The organism is Vermiculatibacterium agrestimuris, assembly GCF_943193085.1.
Lineage (GTDB): Bacteria > Bacillota > Clostridia > Oscillospirales > Oscillospiraceae > Vermiculatibacterium > Vermiculatibacterium agrestimuris.
In genome coordinates this window covers 41,427-59,790 of record NZ_CALPCU010000002.1, presented here as the reverse complement: position 1 = coordinate 59,790, position 18,364 = coordinate 41,427, and the positions used below count along the sequence as shown (strand labels likewise).

The following is an 18,364-nucleotide window of genomic DNA, read 5'->3' as shown; positions in this document are numbered from 1 at the left end:
CCGATGCGGTTTTATATCGTAGACTGCTTTGCGCGGGAGAAATACCAGGGCAATCCGCTTCTGGTGGTCATCCCCGACCGGGCTGTGAGCGACGCGGAGCAGCAGGCTATTGCCCGGGAGATCAACTTTTCTGAAACGGCTTTTATCCTGTCTGGCAAACAGCCGGACGGGGGCTACGCCGTGCGCATCTGGACGCCCAATGTGGGGGAAGTTCCCTTTGCCGGCCACCCCACCTTGGGGACAGCCCATGTCATCCACCAGGCGCTGGAGGGGGGAGCGGGCGAAGAGGTTCGGTTGAACCTGAAGGTGGGGCAGATCCGGGTCAAGGTCACGCCCCAGGGACTGACCATGGCCCAGAATTCGCCGGAGTTCGGCGCAGTCATTTCCAGAGAGGAGCTGGCCCCGATCTACGGCATCTCCCCGGAGGAGATCCGGGAGGACTATCCCATCCAGTGGGCCAGTACTGGCTTGGAGTCGGTGATCATCCCCCTCAAAAGCCGTCAGACCCTGGCCGGGCTGACGATAGACCGGGACAAATTCAACGCCTATGTTGCCCGCCGCCCTGGGTGTTACTGCAATCATCTGTTCTTTGTGGACATGGGGCGGAACGTTTTGGCGGTGCGCTGCCTGATGGAGAACTTTGTGGAGGATCCTGCCACCGGCAGCGCCAATGGTGACCTGGCGGGCTACCTTTTGGAGCATGACTACTTTGGAAAAAGAGAGGCCGCCTATACCGTCCTTCAGGGGGAGGACATGGGCCGGCCCTCCGTCTTGCAGATCCAAGCCAAGGAGGCAGAGGGCCGGTGGCTCATCGAGGTGGGCGGCCGCTGCCACATCGTGGCGCAGGGAGACTGGGCATAAAAAACGCCGTGAGGGGATCCCTCACGGCGTTCTTCTTTGTCTTGGTTCAGCTCTCCTCGGGGAAATACTGGATAACGCGCGCGTCCAGCGCGTCCAGCGCCTCCTGGGACAGCGTCCATTTGCCGTCGCCGCCCAGCTCCGGCTGGAGAAGGACGCACTGGGGGGAGAGGGAGCCGACGTTGGGGAGCTTGGAGCGGAACAGGGCGATGAGCAGCTCGGCCCACTCCTTGTCCATGACCCGGTACTCCCGGTCGGTCATGGCCAGCTGCACGGACAGGGGATACTTGGCGTAGAAGGGCTCCATGGTCTGGCTCAGGGAGGCGTCGGTGATGCGGATGATGTCCAGGGGGGAGATGGAAAGCTCCACAGACCAGAATCCGTCCTCCGCCTCGGCGGAGGAGACTACCCTAAACTCCAGATGCTCGTATACCTGGGCGTAGACGTCCGCAAGGGCGGTGCGCATCTCGTCGGTGGGATACTCCACATTATAGATGAGCAGGAAGTAGTCCGCGGCCTGGCGCAGCCGCTTTTCATAGGCGCGGCGGGCGGCGCTCTCGCTGAGGCCGGAGAGCTGCAGATATTCCGGCTCAAACTGCCCCAGATAGTTGGCCTTCAAAAGACCCTCGATGTACCGTTCCGCGGCGGGCCGCTCCGGGGGAGTCAGCCGGGAGAGGGCCATAAGCATGGCGGCCAGCTCCGCCTGGGTGGCGGTGGCGTTGGGCATGAGCCGGCCGTCGTGGCCGGTAATAATGCCATAGGCGGCGCAGAGGGTCATGTCCCCGTAGGCCCAGTCCGGCACCTGATCCAGGTCGGAAAAGACCGTCCCGGCGGGGAGGGAGACCTGAGGAAATCCCTTTTGGAGAAGATACCGGGCGAAGATGGCGGCCAGCTCCGCCCTGGTGACGGCGTCGCCGCCCCGGAAGGCCCGGTTTTCATCCCCGGCGGCAAGGCCCATCTCCTTGGCCCAGGCGGCGGCGTTGGCGTACCAGGCATCGGCGGTCACGTCGGAAAAAAAGAAGGGTCTGGTGGGATAGGGCTGCCCCTCCAGGTTCCACAGGGCCTGGAACACGGCGCCCCGGGTGGCCGGCGTCTGGGGGGCGAAGCCCTCCGCCACGCCGTTCATCAGGCCCTCGCGGTAGATGAAGGCCTCCGCCTCGGCATACCAGGGGGCCTCCCCGGCGGCAAGGGCGGCGGGAGACAGGGTCAGGAGGGCGGCTAAGGCCAGGGCAAGGGCCCTCTTCCATTTCATAGGCGTATCGGCTCCTTCATGTCGTAGTAAGCCCATTCTAACAGGAAAAAGGGGAAAAGACAAACATATTTTGCCGAAGGGGGAAAATGGAAGAGGAACGGCTTTAGCCGTTCCTCTTTTTGACGTATTACAGACCGGTCAGCTCTCCAAAAGGTCACAAATTGCAGTTACTTCTTTATCATTTGGACAGTTCCTTGTATTCCTTGGCGGCGCAGATGAAGTCCCGGAAAAGAGGATGGGCCTTGTTGGGCCGGCTTTTGAACTCTGGGTGGAACTGCACCCCCACGAACCAGGGGTGGTCGGCCAGCTCCACCATCTCCACCAGCCGCCCGTCGGGGGAGAGGCCGGAGAGGACAAGCCCCACCGCCTCCAGCCGCTGGCGGTAGTCGTTGTTGAACTCGTAGCGGTGGCGGTGCCGCTCCTGGATGCTCTGGGTGCCATAGGCCCTGCCCACCCTGGAGTCGGGGGAGGCGATATGGCAGGGATAGGCCCCCAGGCGCATGGTGCCGCCCTTGGCGGTGACCCCCCGCTGGTCGCTCATCAAGTCGATGACCGGGTGCTCGGTGTGGCCGCACAGCTCGCTGGAGTGGGCCCCCCGGAGCCCCGCCGCGTTCCTTGCGAACTCCACCACCGCCATCTGCATCCCCAGGCAGATGCCGAAGTAGGGGATGCGCCGCTCTCTGGCGTACCGGACGGCGGAGATCATGCCCTCCACGCCCCGCTGGCCAAAGCCGCCGGGCACCAGGATGCCGTCACAGCCGCCCAGGATCCGGGCGGCGTTTTCGTCGCTGACCTGCTGGGAGTCCACCCAGTCCACATCCACCACCACATCGTTTTCAATGCCGCCGTGGTGGAGGGCCTCCACCACGGAGAGGTAGGCGTCGTGCAGGGCCATATATTTGCCCACCATGGCGATCTTCACATGCTTTTGGGCCCCCCTGGCCCGCTCCACCATGGCTCGCCACTGCCCAAGGTCGGGCTGGGGGTCGGGAAGGCCCAGGCGCTTGCATACCACGTGGCCCAGCCCCTCCGCCTCCAGCATCAGGGGCACCTCGTAGAGGATGGGAGCGGTGAGGTTGGGAATGGCGTTTTCCGGGGGGATGTTGCAGAACAGGGAGATCTTCCGCCGCACATCCTCCGGGATGTCGTAGTCGCAGCGGCACATGATCACATCGGGCTGGATGCCGATGGACAAAAGCTCCTTGGCGGAGTGCTGGGTGGGCTTGGACTTCAATTCCCCGGAGCCGGGGATGGACACGATGAGGGACACATGGATGAACATACAGTTCTCCCGTCCATGCTCCACCGCCCACTGGCGGATGGCCTCCAGAAAGGGCTGGGACTCGATGTCGCCCACGGTGCCGCCGATCTCGGTGATGACCACGTCGGCCCCGGTCTCCCTGCCGGCCAGGTCGATGTGGCGCTTGATCTCGTCGGTGATATGGGGGATGACCTGGACGGTGCCCCCCAGGTAGTCGCCGCTGCGCTCCCGGCTGAGGACGTTCCAATAGACCTTGCCCGAGGTCACCGAGGAGTGGACGGTGAGGTTCTCGTCGATGAACCGCTCATAATGGCCCAGATCCAGGTCGGTCTCCGCGCCGTCCTCGGTGACAAAGACCTCCCCGTGCTGAAAGGGGCTCATGGTGCCGGGATCCACGTTCAGGTACGGGTCGAATTTCTGGATGGTGACCTTGCAGCCCCGGGCCTTCAATAGCCGGCCCAGAGAGGCGGCGGTGATGCCCTTGCCCAGGCCGGAGACCACGCCGCCGGTGACAAAGATGTATTTTGTAGCCATGGATATTCCCTCCCGAAGATGGGTGGGACCCCTTTGCCCCGCCGCAAAAATCGCCTCTATTTTACGACCAAGACCCAAAATCCGTCAAGAAAAATTTTGACAGTAAATATACCGCTGTACTATAATAAGGGCAAAAAGCGAGGAGGCGAGGCTGTGAAAGCATTTGGGAGGGCTCTGCTCTGCGCCGTCGGTGCGTCGGTGCTGCTGTGTGCTCCGGCCTGGGCGGAGGAGATAGAGCTTCAAATCCTGGTGGACGGCGTGCCTCTGGAGCAAGCGGGAAAGATCCTGGTGACGGAGGGCCGTACCCTGGCCCCCTTCCGGGTTCTCTTCGAGGCCTTGGGCTACGAGGTGAGCTGGGACGGCGGCCTGGGTGTGTCCGCCCGCTCCCCGGCGCGCCAGGTGGAGCTGAAGATCGGAGAGGCGGCCATGACGGTGAACGGGCAGACCCAACCCCTGGATGTGGCGCCCGTGGCGGTGGAGGGCCGCACCCTGATCCCTGTCCGGGCAGTGGCCGAGGCGTCAGACTGCGACGTATTTTGGGATGGAGACGATACCGTCCTGCTCTATCACCGCCGGGCCGAGCTGAAGAGTGGGTTTCAGCGCAGCTACGCCGGACTGTGCACCGACGGCAGCTATCTCTATAACGGCAGCGTGCGCATCGCGCCGGACGGGACGGCGGAGCCCTTTCCAGAACTGCCCCAGTGCAACGACCTCCACTACTATAAGGGGAAGTTTTACGGCCGTATGAGCGCGGGGAGTGACAGTATGACCCTGGACTGCTGGGATCCACAGACCGGAGAGACCACCTGCCTGGTGGACTGGAGCGTTTCCAGTATCGGGATCTGGGAGGATCAGCTCTATTTCAACGCCCTGGATCTGGTGGGAGAGCACCGGGGCTACTACCGGGCCGACCTGGATGGGACAAATGTGGTGCGCCTGTGCCGGGAGCCGCTGAAGTTCGATCCCATCCTGGCCGACGGCCTGGCCTTCAGCGACAGGGGAGAAGTCCGCTCTCTGGAGACGGGGGAGACGGTGGCCCGGCTCTCCACCGGCGTATCCGGCCGGAGCGACTTTTTCTCCGGCCACGCCGTGTCCGGCGGAAAGTATTATCTGGCGGTGAACGCCTATTACTCCGAGCGGGCAGATCTGGCGCCCCGAGGTATTCTGATCTGGGACTATGAGACGGGGGAACAGGAGCTTTTGCCCATGGAGTGGGTGCTGGAGGCTCTGGCGGTCACGGAGAACAGTATTTTTGTCACCGCCCAGGTGCGGGACGGCCACAGCATCTACCGAATGGGATTGGACGGGGGTCATCCTGTCCTTCTGTGCCACATCCCGGATCGGGACAGCTATAGCTACATCAACGACCTGACCGCCATCGGGAACGATCTCTACTATACCCGCGGCGGTATGGCGGAGGACGGGAGCGGCGCCTGGTCCGGCTGGGTGCGGGTGCCCATGTCCGGCGGCCCGGAGGAGTTTTTGGAAGAGTGAGTAAAAAGCAAAAAACCGCCACCCTGGCAGGTGGCGGTTTTGAATGCTTTGCGTTCCTCGGTCTTTGACTTCTTTTACCGGTGGTAGAGCTTGTTGGTCTCGTACTGAGGCTCGCAGGTGACCTGGACGCCCAGCTTTTTGTAGATGCTGGCGTCATTGGCGGGCAGGATGACGGTGGCGTGGGCCTGGCAGTCCTTCAGGCTGGCCAGCTGATCCATGGCCTGATCCGCCAGGGGATTGCTCACCGCGCTGGAGGCCAGGGCGATGAGCACCTCATCGGTGTGGAGCCGGGGGTTCTTGCTGCCCAGGTGCTCCACCTTCAGGTGCTGGATGGGCATGATGGCCTCCCGGGTGATGAGGTGCACCTTTCGGTCGATGCCCGCCAGCGCCTTCAGGGCGTTGAGGAGGGCGCCCGCCGAGGGGCCCATCAGGTCGGTGGTGCGGCCCCGGACGATGCGCCCGTCGGGCAGCTCGATGGTGACGGCGGGCAGGCCCGTGTCCTCCGCCACCGCCAGGGCGGCGGAGACCACCGGACGGATAGAGGCGTCGATCCCGGCCTGCTTCATAAGAAGCTCCAGCTTGTACACCACGTCGTCCCCGCAGCGGCCCTGGCGGCGCTCGCACAGGGCGTCGTAATAGCGGCGGAGGATCTCCTGCCGGGCGGCGGCGCAGACGGCCTCGTCGTCCACGATGCAGTTGCCCACCATGTTGACCCCCATGTCGGTGGGGGATTTGTAGGGGCTCTCGCCGGTGATCGTTTCGAACATGTTGGACAGGACGGGGAAGACCTCCACGTCCCGGTTATAGTTCACCGTGGTCTCGCCGTAGGCCGCCAGGTGGAAGGGGTCGATCATGTTCACGTCATTGAGGTCGGCGGTGGCGGCCTCATAGGCCAGATTGACCGGGTGATTCAGAGGCAGGTTCCAGATGGGGAAGGTCTCAAACTTGGCATAGCCGGCCTTTATGCCCCGGCGGTACTCATGGTAGAGCTGGCTGAGGCACACCGCCATCTTGCCGCTGCCCGGGCCGGGGGCGGTGACCACCACCAGGGGCCGGGTGGTCTCCATGTACTGGTTTTTCCCGTAGCCCTCGTCGCTGACGATGAGGGGGATGTTGTGGGGGTAGCCGGCGATGGGATAGTGGCGGCAGACCTTGACGCCCAGCTCCTCCAGACGATGCTGGAAGGCTTTGGCCGCGGCCTGGTGGTCGTAGCGGGTGATGACCACGCCCCCCACCAGGAAGTCCATGGCCCGGAAGGCGTCGATGAGCCGGAGCACGTCCACATCGTAGGTGATGCCCAGGTCGCCCCGCACCTTGTTCTTCTCGATGTCGGCGGCGTTGATGGCAATGACCACCTCCGCCTGATCCTTCAGCTGGGAGAGCATGCGGATCTTGCTGTCAGGCGCGAAGCCGGGGAGCACCCGGGCGGCGTGGTAGTCGTCAAAAAGCTTACCGCCGAATTCCAGGTAGAGCTTGCCGCCAAACTGGGCGATGCGCTCCCGGATCCGGGCGGACTGGGTCTCCAGATATTTTTCGTTGTCAAAGCCGGGCCTGCTCATGTCCCCCTGCCTCCCTATTTCTCAATATCGCTCCCATTCTACCATATTTTCACTGGGATACAAAGCACAATTTTCCCGGTTTGGAGGATTTTCTATGGAAGTTACACTGCGCATGTTCCTCATCGTCTGTCCCCTGGTGTTTTTGGCGGGACTGGTGGACGCGGTGGCGGGGGGCGGCGGGCTCATTGCCCTGCCTGCCTATCTGGTGGCCGGCCTTCCGCCCCACATGGCCTCCGCCACCAATAAGTGCAGCTCGGTTTTTGGCACTGCCGTATCCACCCTGCGGTTTTTGAAGGAGGGCCGGTTCCACCGGCAGGCGGCGGCGATCTCCGCCGTCACCGCCCTCATCGGCTCCGCCCTGGGGACGCGGCTGAACCTTCTGCTCAGCGAGCGGGCGCTGCACTACATCCTCATCGGCCTGCTCCCTGTGATCGCCCTGTTCCTTCTGTTCCACCGGGACTTCGGCCTGGACAGCCGGGTGGAGGAGCTCTCCCCCAGGAAGGTGCAGCTCCTCTCCGGAACTATCGGCCTTGTGCTGGGGGCCTACGACGGCTTTTTTGGGCCGGGGGCGGGCACCTTCATGATCCTGGCCTTCACCGCCTTCGCCGGCTTCGATCTGGTCACCGCTTCAGGCAACGCCAAGGTGGTGAACCTGTGCTCCAACGTGGCCGCCTTCGTCACCTTCGCCTTTGCCGGGAAGATCATCTGGGCCCTTGGCCTGCCGGCGGCCTGCTGCTCCATCGCCGGGCACTACGTGGGCTCCACCCTGGCTTTGAAGGACGGGGCCAGGATCATCCGTCCCATGTTCTTTGTGGTGCTGGCGCTCCTTCTGGCGCGCATCCTTTGGGATCTGGCGGTGGGGTGAGTGTCGCAAAACCTCACGATTTTGCGGCGGGCTTTCCTTCCTTTTTTGTTGACTTTTTCACCAAAAACTGTTTGCACTTTTTGGTGAGAAGTGCTATGCTTTCACTCCGGTACTTACGAGTTTCGCAAGGAGTGAATGTTCATGTCTCAAATTTTTATCTGCCTGTCTGTGGCTCTGGTGGGCGGACTTCTCATGTCCCGGCCCGCCAAAAAGCTGGGCCTGCCCGCCGTCACCGCTTATCTGGTGGCCGGACTTTTGCTGGGGCCTTTCTGCCTGGGGGCTCTGGGCGTTCCCGGCCTGGGCTTCAACACCGCCGAGCAGGTGGCCGGGTTCAATATCATCTCCCAGGCGGCCCTGGGCTTTATCGCCTTTGCCATCGGGGATGAGTTCCGGCTGGAGCAGCTGCGCAGCATGGGCCTTCGGGTAGTGGTCGTGGGCATTGCCCAGGCCGTGATCACCACCATCATTGTGGATCTGGCCCTGGTGGGGCTTCACTATTTGAACCCGGCGCTTATCAGCCTGCCCTCCGCCATCACGCTGGGCGCCATCGCCGCCGCCACCGCCCCCGCCGCCACCCTGATGGTGGTGCGGCAGTATAAGGCCGACGGCCCTTTGACCCACCTTCTGCTGATGGTGGTGGCCATTGACGACGCGGTGGGCCTGGTGCTGTTTTCCGCCTCCTTTGGGGTGGCCACTGCCATGGAAAGCGGCGTGGTCAGCGTGGTGAGCGTGGTGGTGGAGCCGGTCGTTGAGATCCTCCTGTCCCTGGTGCTGGGCGGCCTGGCAGGCTTCCTGCTCCATCATCTGGAGCAGTTTTTCCACTCCAGGAGCAAGCGGCGCAGCCTTTCCCTCGGCTTTATCTTCCTGACGGTGGGACTTTCCATGGTGGAGTTTGAGGTGGGCGGCGTCCACATCGGCTTCAGCCTGCTGCTCACCTGCATGATGGCGGGCACCGTCTTCTGCAACATCTGCCACACCTCCCAGGAGATCATGGAGCGGGTGGATCACTGGACGGCCCCCCTCAATATCCTGTTTTTCGTCCTGTCGGGCGCGGAGCTGGATCTGGGCGTGCTGTCCAAGCCGCTGGTTCTGCTGGTGGGCGTGGTGTACATCCTGTCCCGCTCCCTGGGTAAGTTCTGCGGCGCCTATGCCAGCTGCGCCGCCACCGGATGCAGCGACAAGATCAAGCGGCACCTGGGCATCACCCTCCTGCCCCAGGCGGGGGTGGCCCTGGGAATGGCCCTCACCGCCCAGAACCTGGCGGATGGGGCCATGGTGCGCAACGTGGTGCTCTTCTCTGTGCTGGTCTACGAGCTGGTGGGGCCTGCCCTCACCAAGCGGTCGCTGATGGCGGCAGGGGAGATCAAGCCGGAGGGCAAGAGCTCCTCCCGGACGATGAACGTGGCAAAGCGGCCGGTGAAGCTGGAGGAAAAATAAGCGCCTGGGGGCCGCCCGCCGGGCGGCCCGCCCCGGAAGGAGATAGGCGTGTAAAAAAGCTCTGGATGATCTCATCCAGAGCTTTTTCTTTTTGCCTTTCAGGGCCGGAACGGGCCGCCTGTCACCGGCCCAGCCACACCAGGCTGGACTCGGCAAAGTTGGGCACCGAGTAGAGAACGAGGGCCTGGTCGATCCCGTTGTCCGCGATATACTGGGAGGTGGAGAGCTTGTAATAGCGCAGGTCGATGAGGTGGATCTCAGAGAAATGAGGGGTGAGGAAGGGCACCAGGGAGTCGGAATAGCTGTCCCGAATAAGGAGCAGCTTGGGCTTGTCCGTGTTAGGCGTGGTGACCACCCCCAGGGCCTGCTGCCCCCCCAGGAACATGGAGTATTTGTCCTTCTTGGCCAGGTAGCTCTCGTCGTAGAGCTGCCGGGGCTCGGCCACGGGATTGCCGCTGGCGTCATAGGTGTGGGACACCACGGTGATGCCCTCCTCCGGGACGTAAATATCCATCTCGTCCGGCTCTACCCACCGCACGCCGGAGGAGGAGAAGACGGTGCCGTAGAACTCGGTGGAGACGGTGGTTCTGGTGTAGGTCTCCAGGGGCAGGGGCTCGTAGCCCAGGGTGGGGCCCAGGGCGGCGTAGGCGTAGTAGGCGCCCAGGCTGGTCCAGTGGTGGTCGGTGCGGTAGAAGATGGCCTCGCCGCTGTGTGGGGCGAGGGCGGCGGTGAAGTCCTGCACCGGAACGGTGAGGCCCTGCTGGGCCTGGGAGATGACCAGGGCCTGGTCGTAGTTGGGAGCGCCCTGGGGCAGCTTATCCGCCCAGATCTTGGCGGCGGTGGGGATGAGCCCCACGGTGACCGGGGCGGTGCTTTTCTGAGCGAAGGTGTTGATATAGTTCAAGTTGCTCTCCAGCCGCTTCTGATCAGGGGCGTCAAAGCGGGTGATAAGGGTGGAGCCGTCGCAGAAGTAGACCCCGTTGTTCTCCTGCTTGCCGATGAGCCGCTCACTCCACGCCTTGGCCGCCACCCAGTAGTCCCGGCCGGGGAACTGGTCGATGGTATAGGTCTCGTAATCGGCCATGAACGCCCCGGAGAGAACGTTCCTGACAGTGGCCTGGGGCCGCTGGGCCAGGGTGCGGTTTTCCACATCGGAAAAGGTCTTGTCCGGGGTGAGGGCGTTGGCGGAGAAGCCCAGGAACAGGGCGCCGCAGAAGAGAAGGGAGAGGAACCGGGCATATTTTTTACTCATGGGATGACCTCCTAAAACTGGAAGTAGAGGAAGGGATTGTAGGTGCCGTCCACCAGGTAGGCGGTGGACAAAAGCAGAGCCGAGAGCATCAGCAGGGGGCACAAAATCTTCCGCCCCGTCTCCGGGAGCCTGGCCCAGAGAGACCTCACCAGGGGGGTGGCGCCCAGGCCGGCCAGCAGGAGCATGGGCAGGTAGGACTTGAGATAGTAGAGGAAGGCCCCGTCTGCCGCTCCGGCGCCGCCCAGAGCGAACATGGTTCCCAGGTAGGGCAGCAGCCGGGAGAAGTCTTCAATAGCGAAGACCACCCAGAGCACCAGAACGAAAAAGAGGGTGTAGAGCCGCTGGAGAGGGATGGGGAGCTTTTGCAGGGCTTTTCCCCACACCAGCTTTTCCAGCACCAGCAGAACGCCGTAGCACAGCCCCCACAGAAGGAAGTTCCAGTTGGCACCGTGCCAGATGCCGGTGGCGGCCCAGACCGCCATCAGGTTGAAGACCAGCCGGCCCTTGGCGACCCGGCTGCCGCCCAGGGGGATATAGAGGTACTCCCGGAACCAGGAGCTGAGAGAGATGTGCCACCGCCGCCAGAAGTCGGTGATGGAACGGGCGGCATAGGGATAGTTGAAGTTGCCGGAGAAGGTAAAGCCCAGCATCCGCCCCAGGCCCACCGCCATGTCGGAGTAGCCGGAGAAGTCGAAGTAGAGCTGAAAGGCGAAGGCCAGGGCCCCCAGCCAGGCCCCCGCGGTGGTGAGCTGCTCCGGCGGCATGGCCTTATACACATCCCACAAAGCACCCAGGTTGTTGGCCAGGAGCACCTTTTTGGCAAGGCCCACGGTGAAGATCTGCACGCCGGCGGCGAAGCGCTCCACCGGGTAATCCCGCACATCGATCTGGTCGGCCAAGTCCTTATACTTCAGGATGGGGCCGGCAATGAGCTGGGGGAAGAGGGTGACGAAGGTGCCGAAGTTGACGATGTTTCTCTGGGCCTTGGCGTCTCCCCGGTAGACGTCGATGGTGTAGCTCATGGTCTGGAAGGTGTAGAAGGAGATGCCGATGGGCAGCTCCAGGCCCAGGGTGGGCAGGAAGCCCAGCCCTATGGCGGAAAGGGAGCGGGCGATGAAGTCCCAGTACTTGAAAAAGCCCAGCAGGGCCAGGTTGAACACCACCGACTGCACCACATACCGCCGGGCCCGCCTGTCCCGGCCCTCCCCTTTGGCCTTCTCCACCAGCAGGCCGTGGACGTAGTCGATGCCGATGGAGGCGAACATGATGAGGATGTAGGCGGGCTTCTTCCAGCCGTAGAAGACCAGGTTTACCAGCAGCAGTACGGCGTTGCGGTAACGGGACGGCGTTACGGCGTGGAGGATGAGGACAATGGGAAAATAGGTGAAGAGGAAAAAGGGCGTGGAAAAGACCATATAGCACCCCCGGCGGTCAGAATTAGGATAGAAGACGAAGGGACATCCGGCGTACCGGACGCCCCTTCGCCTTCAGTATAGCCTGTTTTTCTTATTTTGTACAGTGGCGGTCAGAAGCAGCCGTTAAAAGCGGTGACTGCACTGTCGGGCTCCGCCACCACCACGAACAGGATCCAGTCCCCGTTGGTGACGATCTGGGAGCTCTCCACGTAGGCGGCGGCGGAGGGGTAAATGGCGGCGTCCTCCTTCATCCCCTGCTGACGGCTCTGGCAGGCGGACTTCACAGCGTCCAGCTTGCCGCTTTTCACCCTGGCAATGAAGATCTCCTCCGTGGTGGCGCTCATGTCGGGCATGTAGAAGACAAAGTCCTCCAGATCGGAAGCACTGAGGTTATAGAACTCCTCCAGCGCAAAGCCCACGTCGCTCATGGGGTTGCCTCCGGCCACGGCGGAGACCTTGGCGTAGACGTCGGCGGCGGTGAGGTCGGGGGCGGGGGTCTCGGTGGGCTCAGCCGTGGGCACGGGGGTCTGGACGGGCTGGGTCTGGATGGGCTGGGTCTGGACGGGACTTTGGGTCTCCAGGGGCCTCACCACCGCGTCGGTCTCGGCGGGAGGGGTGATGACGTTGATGGACTCGGTGGGCTGGGCCTCGGGTGTTCCGGTGGGGGAAGCGCTCACCGCCGCGCCGGGGGTGCCGGTGGCCTCGGGAACGGGGGTGGAGTCGGGCTCCTTGGGGGAGCAGGCGCCCAGGGAGAGGAGCACAGCTCCGGTCAGGGCCAGGGCGGAGAGACGGATGTACTTCATGGGAAAAACTCCTTTATGTTTGAGGTGATATTCCCTTTGACGACGCAGACGCTGAAAAGTTCCCCGATCAGGTCGGGAAATATGAGGCGAGGGCCTTTTCTATGCGGGCGTTGAGGGCGTCCAGGTCGGGCTCGGGTACGGGCGCATCGTTGACGGCGTAGGCCCCATTGAGCTTCAGAGCCAAAATGCGTGTGACGCTGTCGTCCAGCCGGGACATGGAGATGCGGCCGGAGTTCACCGCCTCCAGAAGAGCGGCGTAAGCGTCTTGGGCCTGCTCCAGGCCGTGGCAGACCAGCGCCACGTCGCAGCCGGCCTCAATGGCCAGCACGGCGGCCTCGCCCACACCGTAGGTGTTGGTGATGGCCCCCATGGTCAGGTCGTCGGTGAACGCCACCCCGTCAAAGCCCAGTTCCTCTCGGAGAAGGCCGTCCACCACCGCCGGGGACAGGGAGGCGGGGCGGTCGGCGTCCAGCTGGGTCATGAGGATGTGGGCCACCATGACGGCGGGGACGGGGGTGGGCTCCCGCTCTACGGGGGGCTTCCACTCCGCCCCGTCGATGGCGAAGCGGAAGGGCATCAGCTCGGCGTCCTCCAGCTCCTGCCGGGTCTTATCCACCACGGGGAGGCCCACATGGGAGTCGGTGTCCGTGTCCCCATGGCCGGGGAAATGCTTCACCACCGGGATGACCCCCGAGGCCATCATGGCGTAGGCGCAGCCTGTGCCGGCGATGGTGGTCTCTAAAAAGTCGGTGTGGAAGGCCCGCTTACCGATGACGGTGTTGTCGGGGTTAGACCAGGTATCCAGCACCGGGGCGAAGTCCAGATTGAAGCCGAAGGCGGCGCACTCGGCCGCCAGGAGCTCCCCCCGGGTACAGGGATCCGGCCCCTCAAAGGCGGAGGGGATGTCCGCCACCTCATCGGGCATCCGGGAGACCATTCCGCCCTCCTCATCCACACAGAGGAAGAGGGGGGTATTTTCCGCCGCGCGGTTCAGCTCCTTTAAGCCGTTGATCAGCTCCAAAAGCTGGGCGGCGTCGGAGATGTTCCGGCCAAAGAGGACGATTCCACCCACCCTGGCCTCCTGAATGGCCCACAGAGCGTCCCTGGCGGGGGAAGTCCCGGTGATGCCCACCACCAAAAGCTGTCCCACCTTTTCCTCGGTGGAGAGCTGCCGCACGGCCTGGTAAAGAGGGTCAGGAGGTTGGAGCGGGTCGGAGCCGGGGGACTCGGCAGGGATGGGTGTGCTCGTGGGGAGGACAGCCCCTCCGGCGGAGGACAGGGGCTCCGGGGTACTGGCCGGATCCCCCGCCGGGCCGCAGCTGGCGGCAAAAATGAATACAAAAGATAATAATGCAAGAGAAATATAACGTTTTGTCATCATCTTTTCCCCTTTTTTCGCCCCTTGGGCACGTGCATGGCCCGGTGGTTCCCCCGGCTCTTGCCGGGGGCCTTCCCGGTGGCTTTGCCCTCGCCTTTCCGCCGTACAGGGACTTTGGGCAGTCCCTGCGGCTCCCGGCCCGGGGCGTTCTCCCGGCCGGGGAGGCGGAAGTCCACCCGGCCCGTGCCGGGGTCGGCGTGGACGCAGACCGCCTCCAGCGCCATGCCGAAGGAGTAGACCCTTCCGGTGCGCTCTCCGGTGAGGGTCATGTGGGTCTCGTCATAGAGATAGTGGTCGTCGGGCAGGCTCTCCACCGGGATCAGGCCCTCCACCCCGTTACCCAGGGCGGCGAAGAGGCCGAACCGGGTGACCCCGCTCACCGCGGCGGGGAAGTGTTCGCCAATGTGAGCGTGCATATACTCGGCGAAGTAGAGCTTTTCAATGTCCCGCTCGGCGGTCTGGGCGGCGATCTCCCGCTGGGAGGATTGGACGGCGGCCCGGTCACAGGCGGCGGCGCGCCTGCGCGCCCGGGGGGCGCTGTGCTCCTGCTTGCTCCAAAGCGCGTGGAGGCAGCGGTGGATCATCAGGTCGGGATAACGGCGGATGGGAGAGGTGAAGTGGCAGTAATAGGGGGCCGCCAGGCCGAAGTGGCCCAGGTTCTCCGAGGCGTAGCGGGCCTTCATCAGGGAGCGGAGCACCATCATGCTCACCGCCGGGGCCTGGGGCTTGTCCTTCACCGCATCCAGCACCTTCTGGAGGGAGAAATTGTCCGCCTGGCGCAGGGAGAGGCCCAGGGGAGCCAGCATGGCCTTCAAATTTTCTGTCTTCTCCAGGGAGGGCTTCTCGTGCACCCGGTAGACCGCGGGCGATTTCAGATCAAAGAGATGCCTTGCCACCGTCTCATTGGCGGCGAGCATAAAATCCTCGATGAGCTTTTCGCTCACCCCCTGACTGCGGGAGACGACCTCCACAGGGGAGCCGTTTTCGTCGCAGAGGATATAGCTCTCCCGGCTCTCCAGCTCCAGACCGCCCCGGTTTCGGCGGCGTTTTTCCAGCGCCTTGGCCAGTTGGGCCATATCCCGGAGCATGGGGAGGATGTTCTGGTAGCGCTGGGTGAGGGCCTCGTCACAGCCGGGGGCGAGCAGGGCGTTGCAGTCAGAGTAGGTCATCCGCTCGGTGGAGCGGATGACGCTGGGGACGATATCGTGGCCCAGGATGGCCCCGGTCTTGTCCATGGTCATGAAGCAGGACAGGGTGAGCCGATCCACCCCGGGATTCAGGGAGCAGATGCCGTTGGAGAGCTCCACGGGGAGCATGGGGATGACCTGGTCGGCAAAGTAGACCGAGGTGCCCCGGGCAAAGGCCTCCTCATCCAGAGCGGAGCCGGGGGTGACGTAGTGGCTGACGTCGGCAATGTGTACCCCCAGCACCCAGTTGCCCGCCTCGTCCCTTTCCAGGCTTACGGCGTCGTCCAGATCCTTGGAGGAGGCGCCGTCGATGGTGATGACGGTCTTTTCCCGCAGATCCCGCCGGTCCTGGAGGGCAGCGGCAGAGACCTGCTGGCGGACGGCGGCGGCCTCAGCGAGCACCGGGTCGGGAAAGGCGCGCTCAATGCCCTGCTGACAGAGAATGGCCTCGGTGGAGGCCTGGCGGCTGCCCGCAGGGCCAAAGGTCTTTTTCAGTGTGCCCAGGGGCGGGAGCAGGGAGGAACCGTAGCTGGTGACGGTCACGGCGGCCTTTTCCCCGGCCTGGACATGGGCGCCCCGGCTGAGCTTGATCAGGCCGGGGAGCCGTTCGTTGTCCGGGCGCAGCCACAGTGCGCGGTCGGCCTTGAGGATCACGCCGGTAACCAGCTCGTTGCCCCGCTGGAGGATGCGCTTGACCTTGGCGCAGGGCCGGCCGGGACGGCGGGGATCCTCTCCGGTGGGCACGGCCTCCACCGTATCTCCGTCCCAGGCCCCGGCGGTGTCTCCGGGTGGGACGAAGTAGTCGCCGGCTTTGGCGGCGCTGCCCTCGGGGATAAAGAAGCCGAAGCCCTTGCCCGAGCCTTGGAAGCGGCCGGTGATGGGAGAGCTGTTATCCATAAAAAAGAGACCTCATTTCTCATGATCTTCTCCCGCTCATTGTAATCAATTTTGGGAGGCTTTAAAAGCCGGCCACAGTTTTTCTGCGGGAGAGGGCGGTTTGACCAAAGAAAAAGCCCTCCCGTGTGGGAGGGCTTTTGGGGGATTGCTTACACCAGCGCCAGTACCAGACAGACCACCATGAAGACGATGGCCACCCACTTTGTCCAGCGGGCCAGCTTGGCGTCCAGGCTCTTGGCTTTGTTCTTGGACAGGAAGGTGTCCGCGCCGCCGGAGATGGCGCCGTTGAGGCCGGCGGTCTTGCCCTCCTGGAGCAGGACGACGGCGATGAGGAACAAAGAGAGCAAAAACAGGACAATGGAGAGAAGCAGCTGAGGAATATTCATTGGTTCATCGTTCCTTTCCGCCCGAAGGCGAAGTGATTTCATATGATAGGAATTATAGTGTAGCACACCCCGATGGAAAATGCAAGCACGAATTATAAATAGCCTCTTTTTTTGATTTTGCCGCTGTGATACTACCCTTTTTGACAAGAGCATGCTATAATGATAAAAAATGCTGGTAAATGGGGGCGCTGGTATGAAGACAATGGTGATCGGCATTGCGGGGGGCACCGGCTCAGGCAAGACCACCCTGACGGAGACCTTGAAGGATCGGTTCGGGCCGGATATCTCGGTGCTCTACCACGACAATTACTACAAAAGCCACTCGGATATGCCCTATGAGGAGCGCAGCAAGCTCAACTATGACCACCCCGACGCCTTTGACACCGGCCTTTTGGTGCGGGACTTGCGCACCCTGTGCCAGGGGGAGAGCATCCAGTGTCCCACCTACGACTACACCATCCATGACCGCTCCACCGTGACGGTGGAGGTAAAACCCGCCCGGGTCATCGTGGTGGAGGGCATCCTCATCTTTGAAAACCGGGCCCTCCGGGAGCTGATGGACATTAAGATCTTTGTGGACACCGACGCCGATGTGCGCATCCTGCGCCGGCTGCTCCGGGACGTGAAGGAGCGGGGGCGGACGCTGGATTCGGTGGTAGAGCAGTATTTGAACACGGTAAAGCCCATGCACGAGGCGTTTGTGGAGCCATCCAAGAAATACGCGGACATCATCGTGCCCACCGGCGGGCGCAACCTGGTGGCCCAGGAGATGCTGGTGGAGCGCATCAGAAGGCACATGGAAAAGCAAGAGCTATGAAAAAAGGCCGGAGCCTCACAGGCTCCGGCCTTCTTTTTGTTTTCTTACAGCTTGGCCAGTTCCGCCGCAGTCTTAGCGGCCAGCCGGGCGTTGTTGAACACCAGCTGAATGTTGGAGTCCAGACTGTCCCCGCCGGTAATGTCCTTGATCTTGGCCAGCAGGAAGGGGGTGGTCTCCTTGCCGTGGATGCCCTGGGCCTTGGCCTGTGCCACAGCGTCGTCGATGGCCTTGTTGATGACGGTAGGATCCATGGAGTATTCTTCGGGGATGGGGTTGGTCACCAGCATGCCGCCGCCCAGGCCCAGCTCGTTCTGGACGTGGAAGGCCTTCGCCAGTTCGGCGGGGGTGTCGATCTCGTAGTCCACGCCGAAGCCGCTGCTGCGGGTATAGAAGGCGGGCAGCTCCTTCGTGCCGTAGCCGATGACGGGCACGCCGTGGGTCTCCAGATACTCCAGGGTGAGGCCCAGATCCAGAATGGACTTGGCTCCGGCGCACACCACCATCACCGGGGTGTGGGCCAGCTCCTCCAGGTCGGCGGAGACGTCCATGGTGGTCTCCGCCCCCCGGTGGACACCGCCGATGCCGCCGGTGGCGAAGATCCGGATGCCCGCCATGTGGGCGATGATCATGGTGGTGGTGACGGTGGTGGCGCCGTCCTCTCCCCGGGCCAGGAGCACCGCCAGGTCACGGCGGCTGGCCTTGGTGACCTCCAGGCCCTTCTTGCCCAGGTGTTCGATCTCCTCCTTGGTGCAGCCCGCCTTCAGCCGGCCGCCGATGATGGCGATGGTGGCGGGGACGGCGCCGTTTTCCCGGATGATCTCCTCCACCTTCAGGGCGGTCTCCACATTCTGGGGATAGGGCATGCCGTGGGAGATGATGGTGGACTCCAGCGCCACTACGGGCTTGCCGTGGGCGACGGCCTCGGCCACCTCGGGGGAAACGTCCAGATACTTGTTGAGATTCATTGGG

General features: G+C 63.2%; 15 protein-coding genes. 5 read left to right on the top strand and 10 right to left on the bottom strand.

The features are described from left to right. The first annotated feature begins 3 nt into the window (after window positions 1–3). Entirely contained in the window at window positions 4–861 is an 858-nt protein-coding gene (locus NFR87_RS01445; protein ID WP_251445298.1) for a PhzF family phenazine biosynthesis protein, read from the top strand. 46 nt (window positions 862–907) lie between these two features. Here the strand turns inward: NFR87_RS01445 and NFR87_RS01440 are convergent, their stop codons facing one another. Together NFR87_RS01440 and NFR87_RS01435 are read right to left on the bottom strand one after the other, a co-directional pair. After that, window positions 908–2,110: an S-layer homology domain-containing protein gene (locus tag NFR87_RS01440; RefSeq protein WP_251445295.1), complete on the bottom strand. Its 1,203-nt coding sequence runs from the start codon at window positions 2,108–2,110 to the stop codon at window positions 908–910. 178 nt (window positions 2,111–2,288) lie between these two features. Beyond that, window positions 2,289–3,905, bottom strand: a complete 1,617-nt coding sequence (locus NFR87_RS01435; protein WP_251445292.1) for a CTP synthase — start codon at window positions 3,903–3,905, stop codon at window positions 2,289–2,291. 153 nt (window positions 3,906–4,058) lie between these two features. Between NFR87_RS01435 and NFR87_RS01430 the strand changes: the two genes are divergently transcribed. After that, on the top strand, window positions 4,059–5,399 hold the full coding sequence (locus NFR87_RS01430) for a stalk domain-containing protein (RefSeq protein WP_251445288.1): 1,341 nt from the start codon (window positions 4,059–4,061) through the stop codon (window positions 5,397–5,399). Window positions 5,400–5,473: 74 nt separating this feature from the next. On the opposite strand, the gene NFR87_RS01425 is transcribed toward NFR87_RS01430, so the two are convergent. Continuing rightward, window positions 5,474–6,958, bottom strand: coding sequence for a DUF1846 domain-containing protein (locus NFR87_RS01425; RefSeq protein WP_251445285.1), 1,485 nt, complete (start codon window positions 6,956–6,958; stop codon window positions 5,474–5,476). Window positions 6,959–7,052: 94 nt separating this feature from the next. Between NFR87_RS01425 and NFR87_RS01420 the strand changes: the two genes are divergently transcribed. Next, window positions 7,053–7,823 carry a sulfite exporter TauE/SafE family protein gene (locus tag NFR87_RS01420; protein WP_251445282.1) on the top strand — a complete coding sequence of 257 codons (771 nt, stop codon included), beginning with the start codon at window positions 7,053–7,055 and terminating at the stop codon, window positions 7,821–7,823. Window positions 7,824–7,964: 141 nt separating this feature from the next. Beyond that, complete coding sequence (locus tag NFR87_RS01415; protein ID WP_251445279.1) at window positions 7,965–9,260, top strand: cation:proton antiporter; 1,296 nt, start codon at window positions 7,965–7,967, stop codon at window positions 9,258–9,260. Between the two features lie 121 nt (window positions 9,261–9,381). On the opposite strand, the gene NFR87_RS01410 is transcribed toward NFR87_RS01415, so the two are convergent. From NFR87_RS01410 to secG, 6 genes are all read right to left on the bottom strand, one after another. Next, window positions 9,382–10,512 (bottom strand): DHHW family protein, encoded by a 1,131-nt coding sequence (locus NFR87_RS01410; RefSeq protein ID WP_251445277.1) that lies wholly within the window; start codon window positions 10,510–10,512, stop codon window positions 9,382–9,384. 11 nt (window positions 10,513–10,523) lie between these two features. Next, window positions 10,524–11,927, bottom strand: a complete 1,404-nt coding sequence (locus NFR87_RS01405; protein ID WP_251445275.1) for an MBOAT family O-acyltransferase — start codon at window positions 11,925–11,927, stop codon at window positions 10,524–10,526. Between the two features lie 110 nt (window positions 11,928–12,037). Then, a complete protein-coding gene (locus NFR87_RS01400; protein ID WP_251445272.1) occupies window positions 12,038–12,730 on the bottom strand; it encodes a DUF4358 domain-containing protein in 693 nt (230 codons plus the stop codon). A 67-nt stretch (window positions 12,731–12,797) separates the two neighbouring features. After that, window positions 12,798–14,108 carry a glycoside hydrolase family 3 N-terminal domain-containing protein gene (locus NFR87_RS01395; protein ID WP_251445270.1) on the bottom strand — a complete coding sequence of 437 codons (1,311 nt, stop codon included), beginning with the start codon at window positions 14,106–14,108 and terminating at the stop codon, window positions 12,798–12,800. Beyond that, window positions 14,108–16,192: a ribonuclease R gene (rnr, locus tag NFR87_RS01390; RefSeq protein ID WP_251445267.1), complete on the bottom strand. Its 2,085-nt coding sequence runs from the start codon at window positions 16,190–16,192 to the stop codon at window positions 14,108–14,110. Before rnr ends, NFR87_RS01395 begins: the two co-directional genes overlap by 1 nt. A gap of 149 nt (window positions 16,193–16,341) precedes the next feature. Beyond that, entirely contained in the window at window positions 16,342–16,578 is a 237-nt protein-coding gene (gene secG, locus NFR87_RS01385; protein ID WP_251445263.1) for a preprotein translocase subunit SecG, read from the bottom strand. Between the two features lie 193 nt (window positions 16,579–16,771). On the opposite strand from secG, the gene udk reads away from it, so the two are divergent. Next, on the top strand, window positions 16,772–17,395 hold the full coding sequence (gene udk, locus NFR87_RS01380) for a uridine kinase (RefSeq protein ID WP_251445260.1): 624 nt from the start codon (window positions 16,772–16,774) through the stop codon (window positions 17,393–17,395). A 44-nt stretch (window positions 17,396–17,439) separates the two neighbouring features. On the opposite strand, the gene NFR87_RS01375 is transcribed toward udk, so the two are convergent. Next, window positions 17,440–18,360: a pseudouridine-5'-phosphate glycosidase gene (locus tag NFR87_RS01375; protein ID WP_251445257.1), complete on the bottom strand. Its 921-nt coding sequence runs from the start codon at window positions 18,358–18,360 to the stop codon at window positions 17,440–17,442. Window positions 18,361–18,364: the final 4 nt, after the last annotated feature.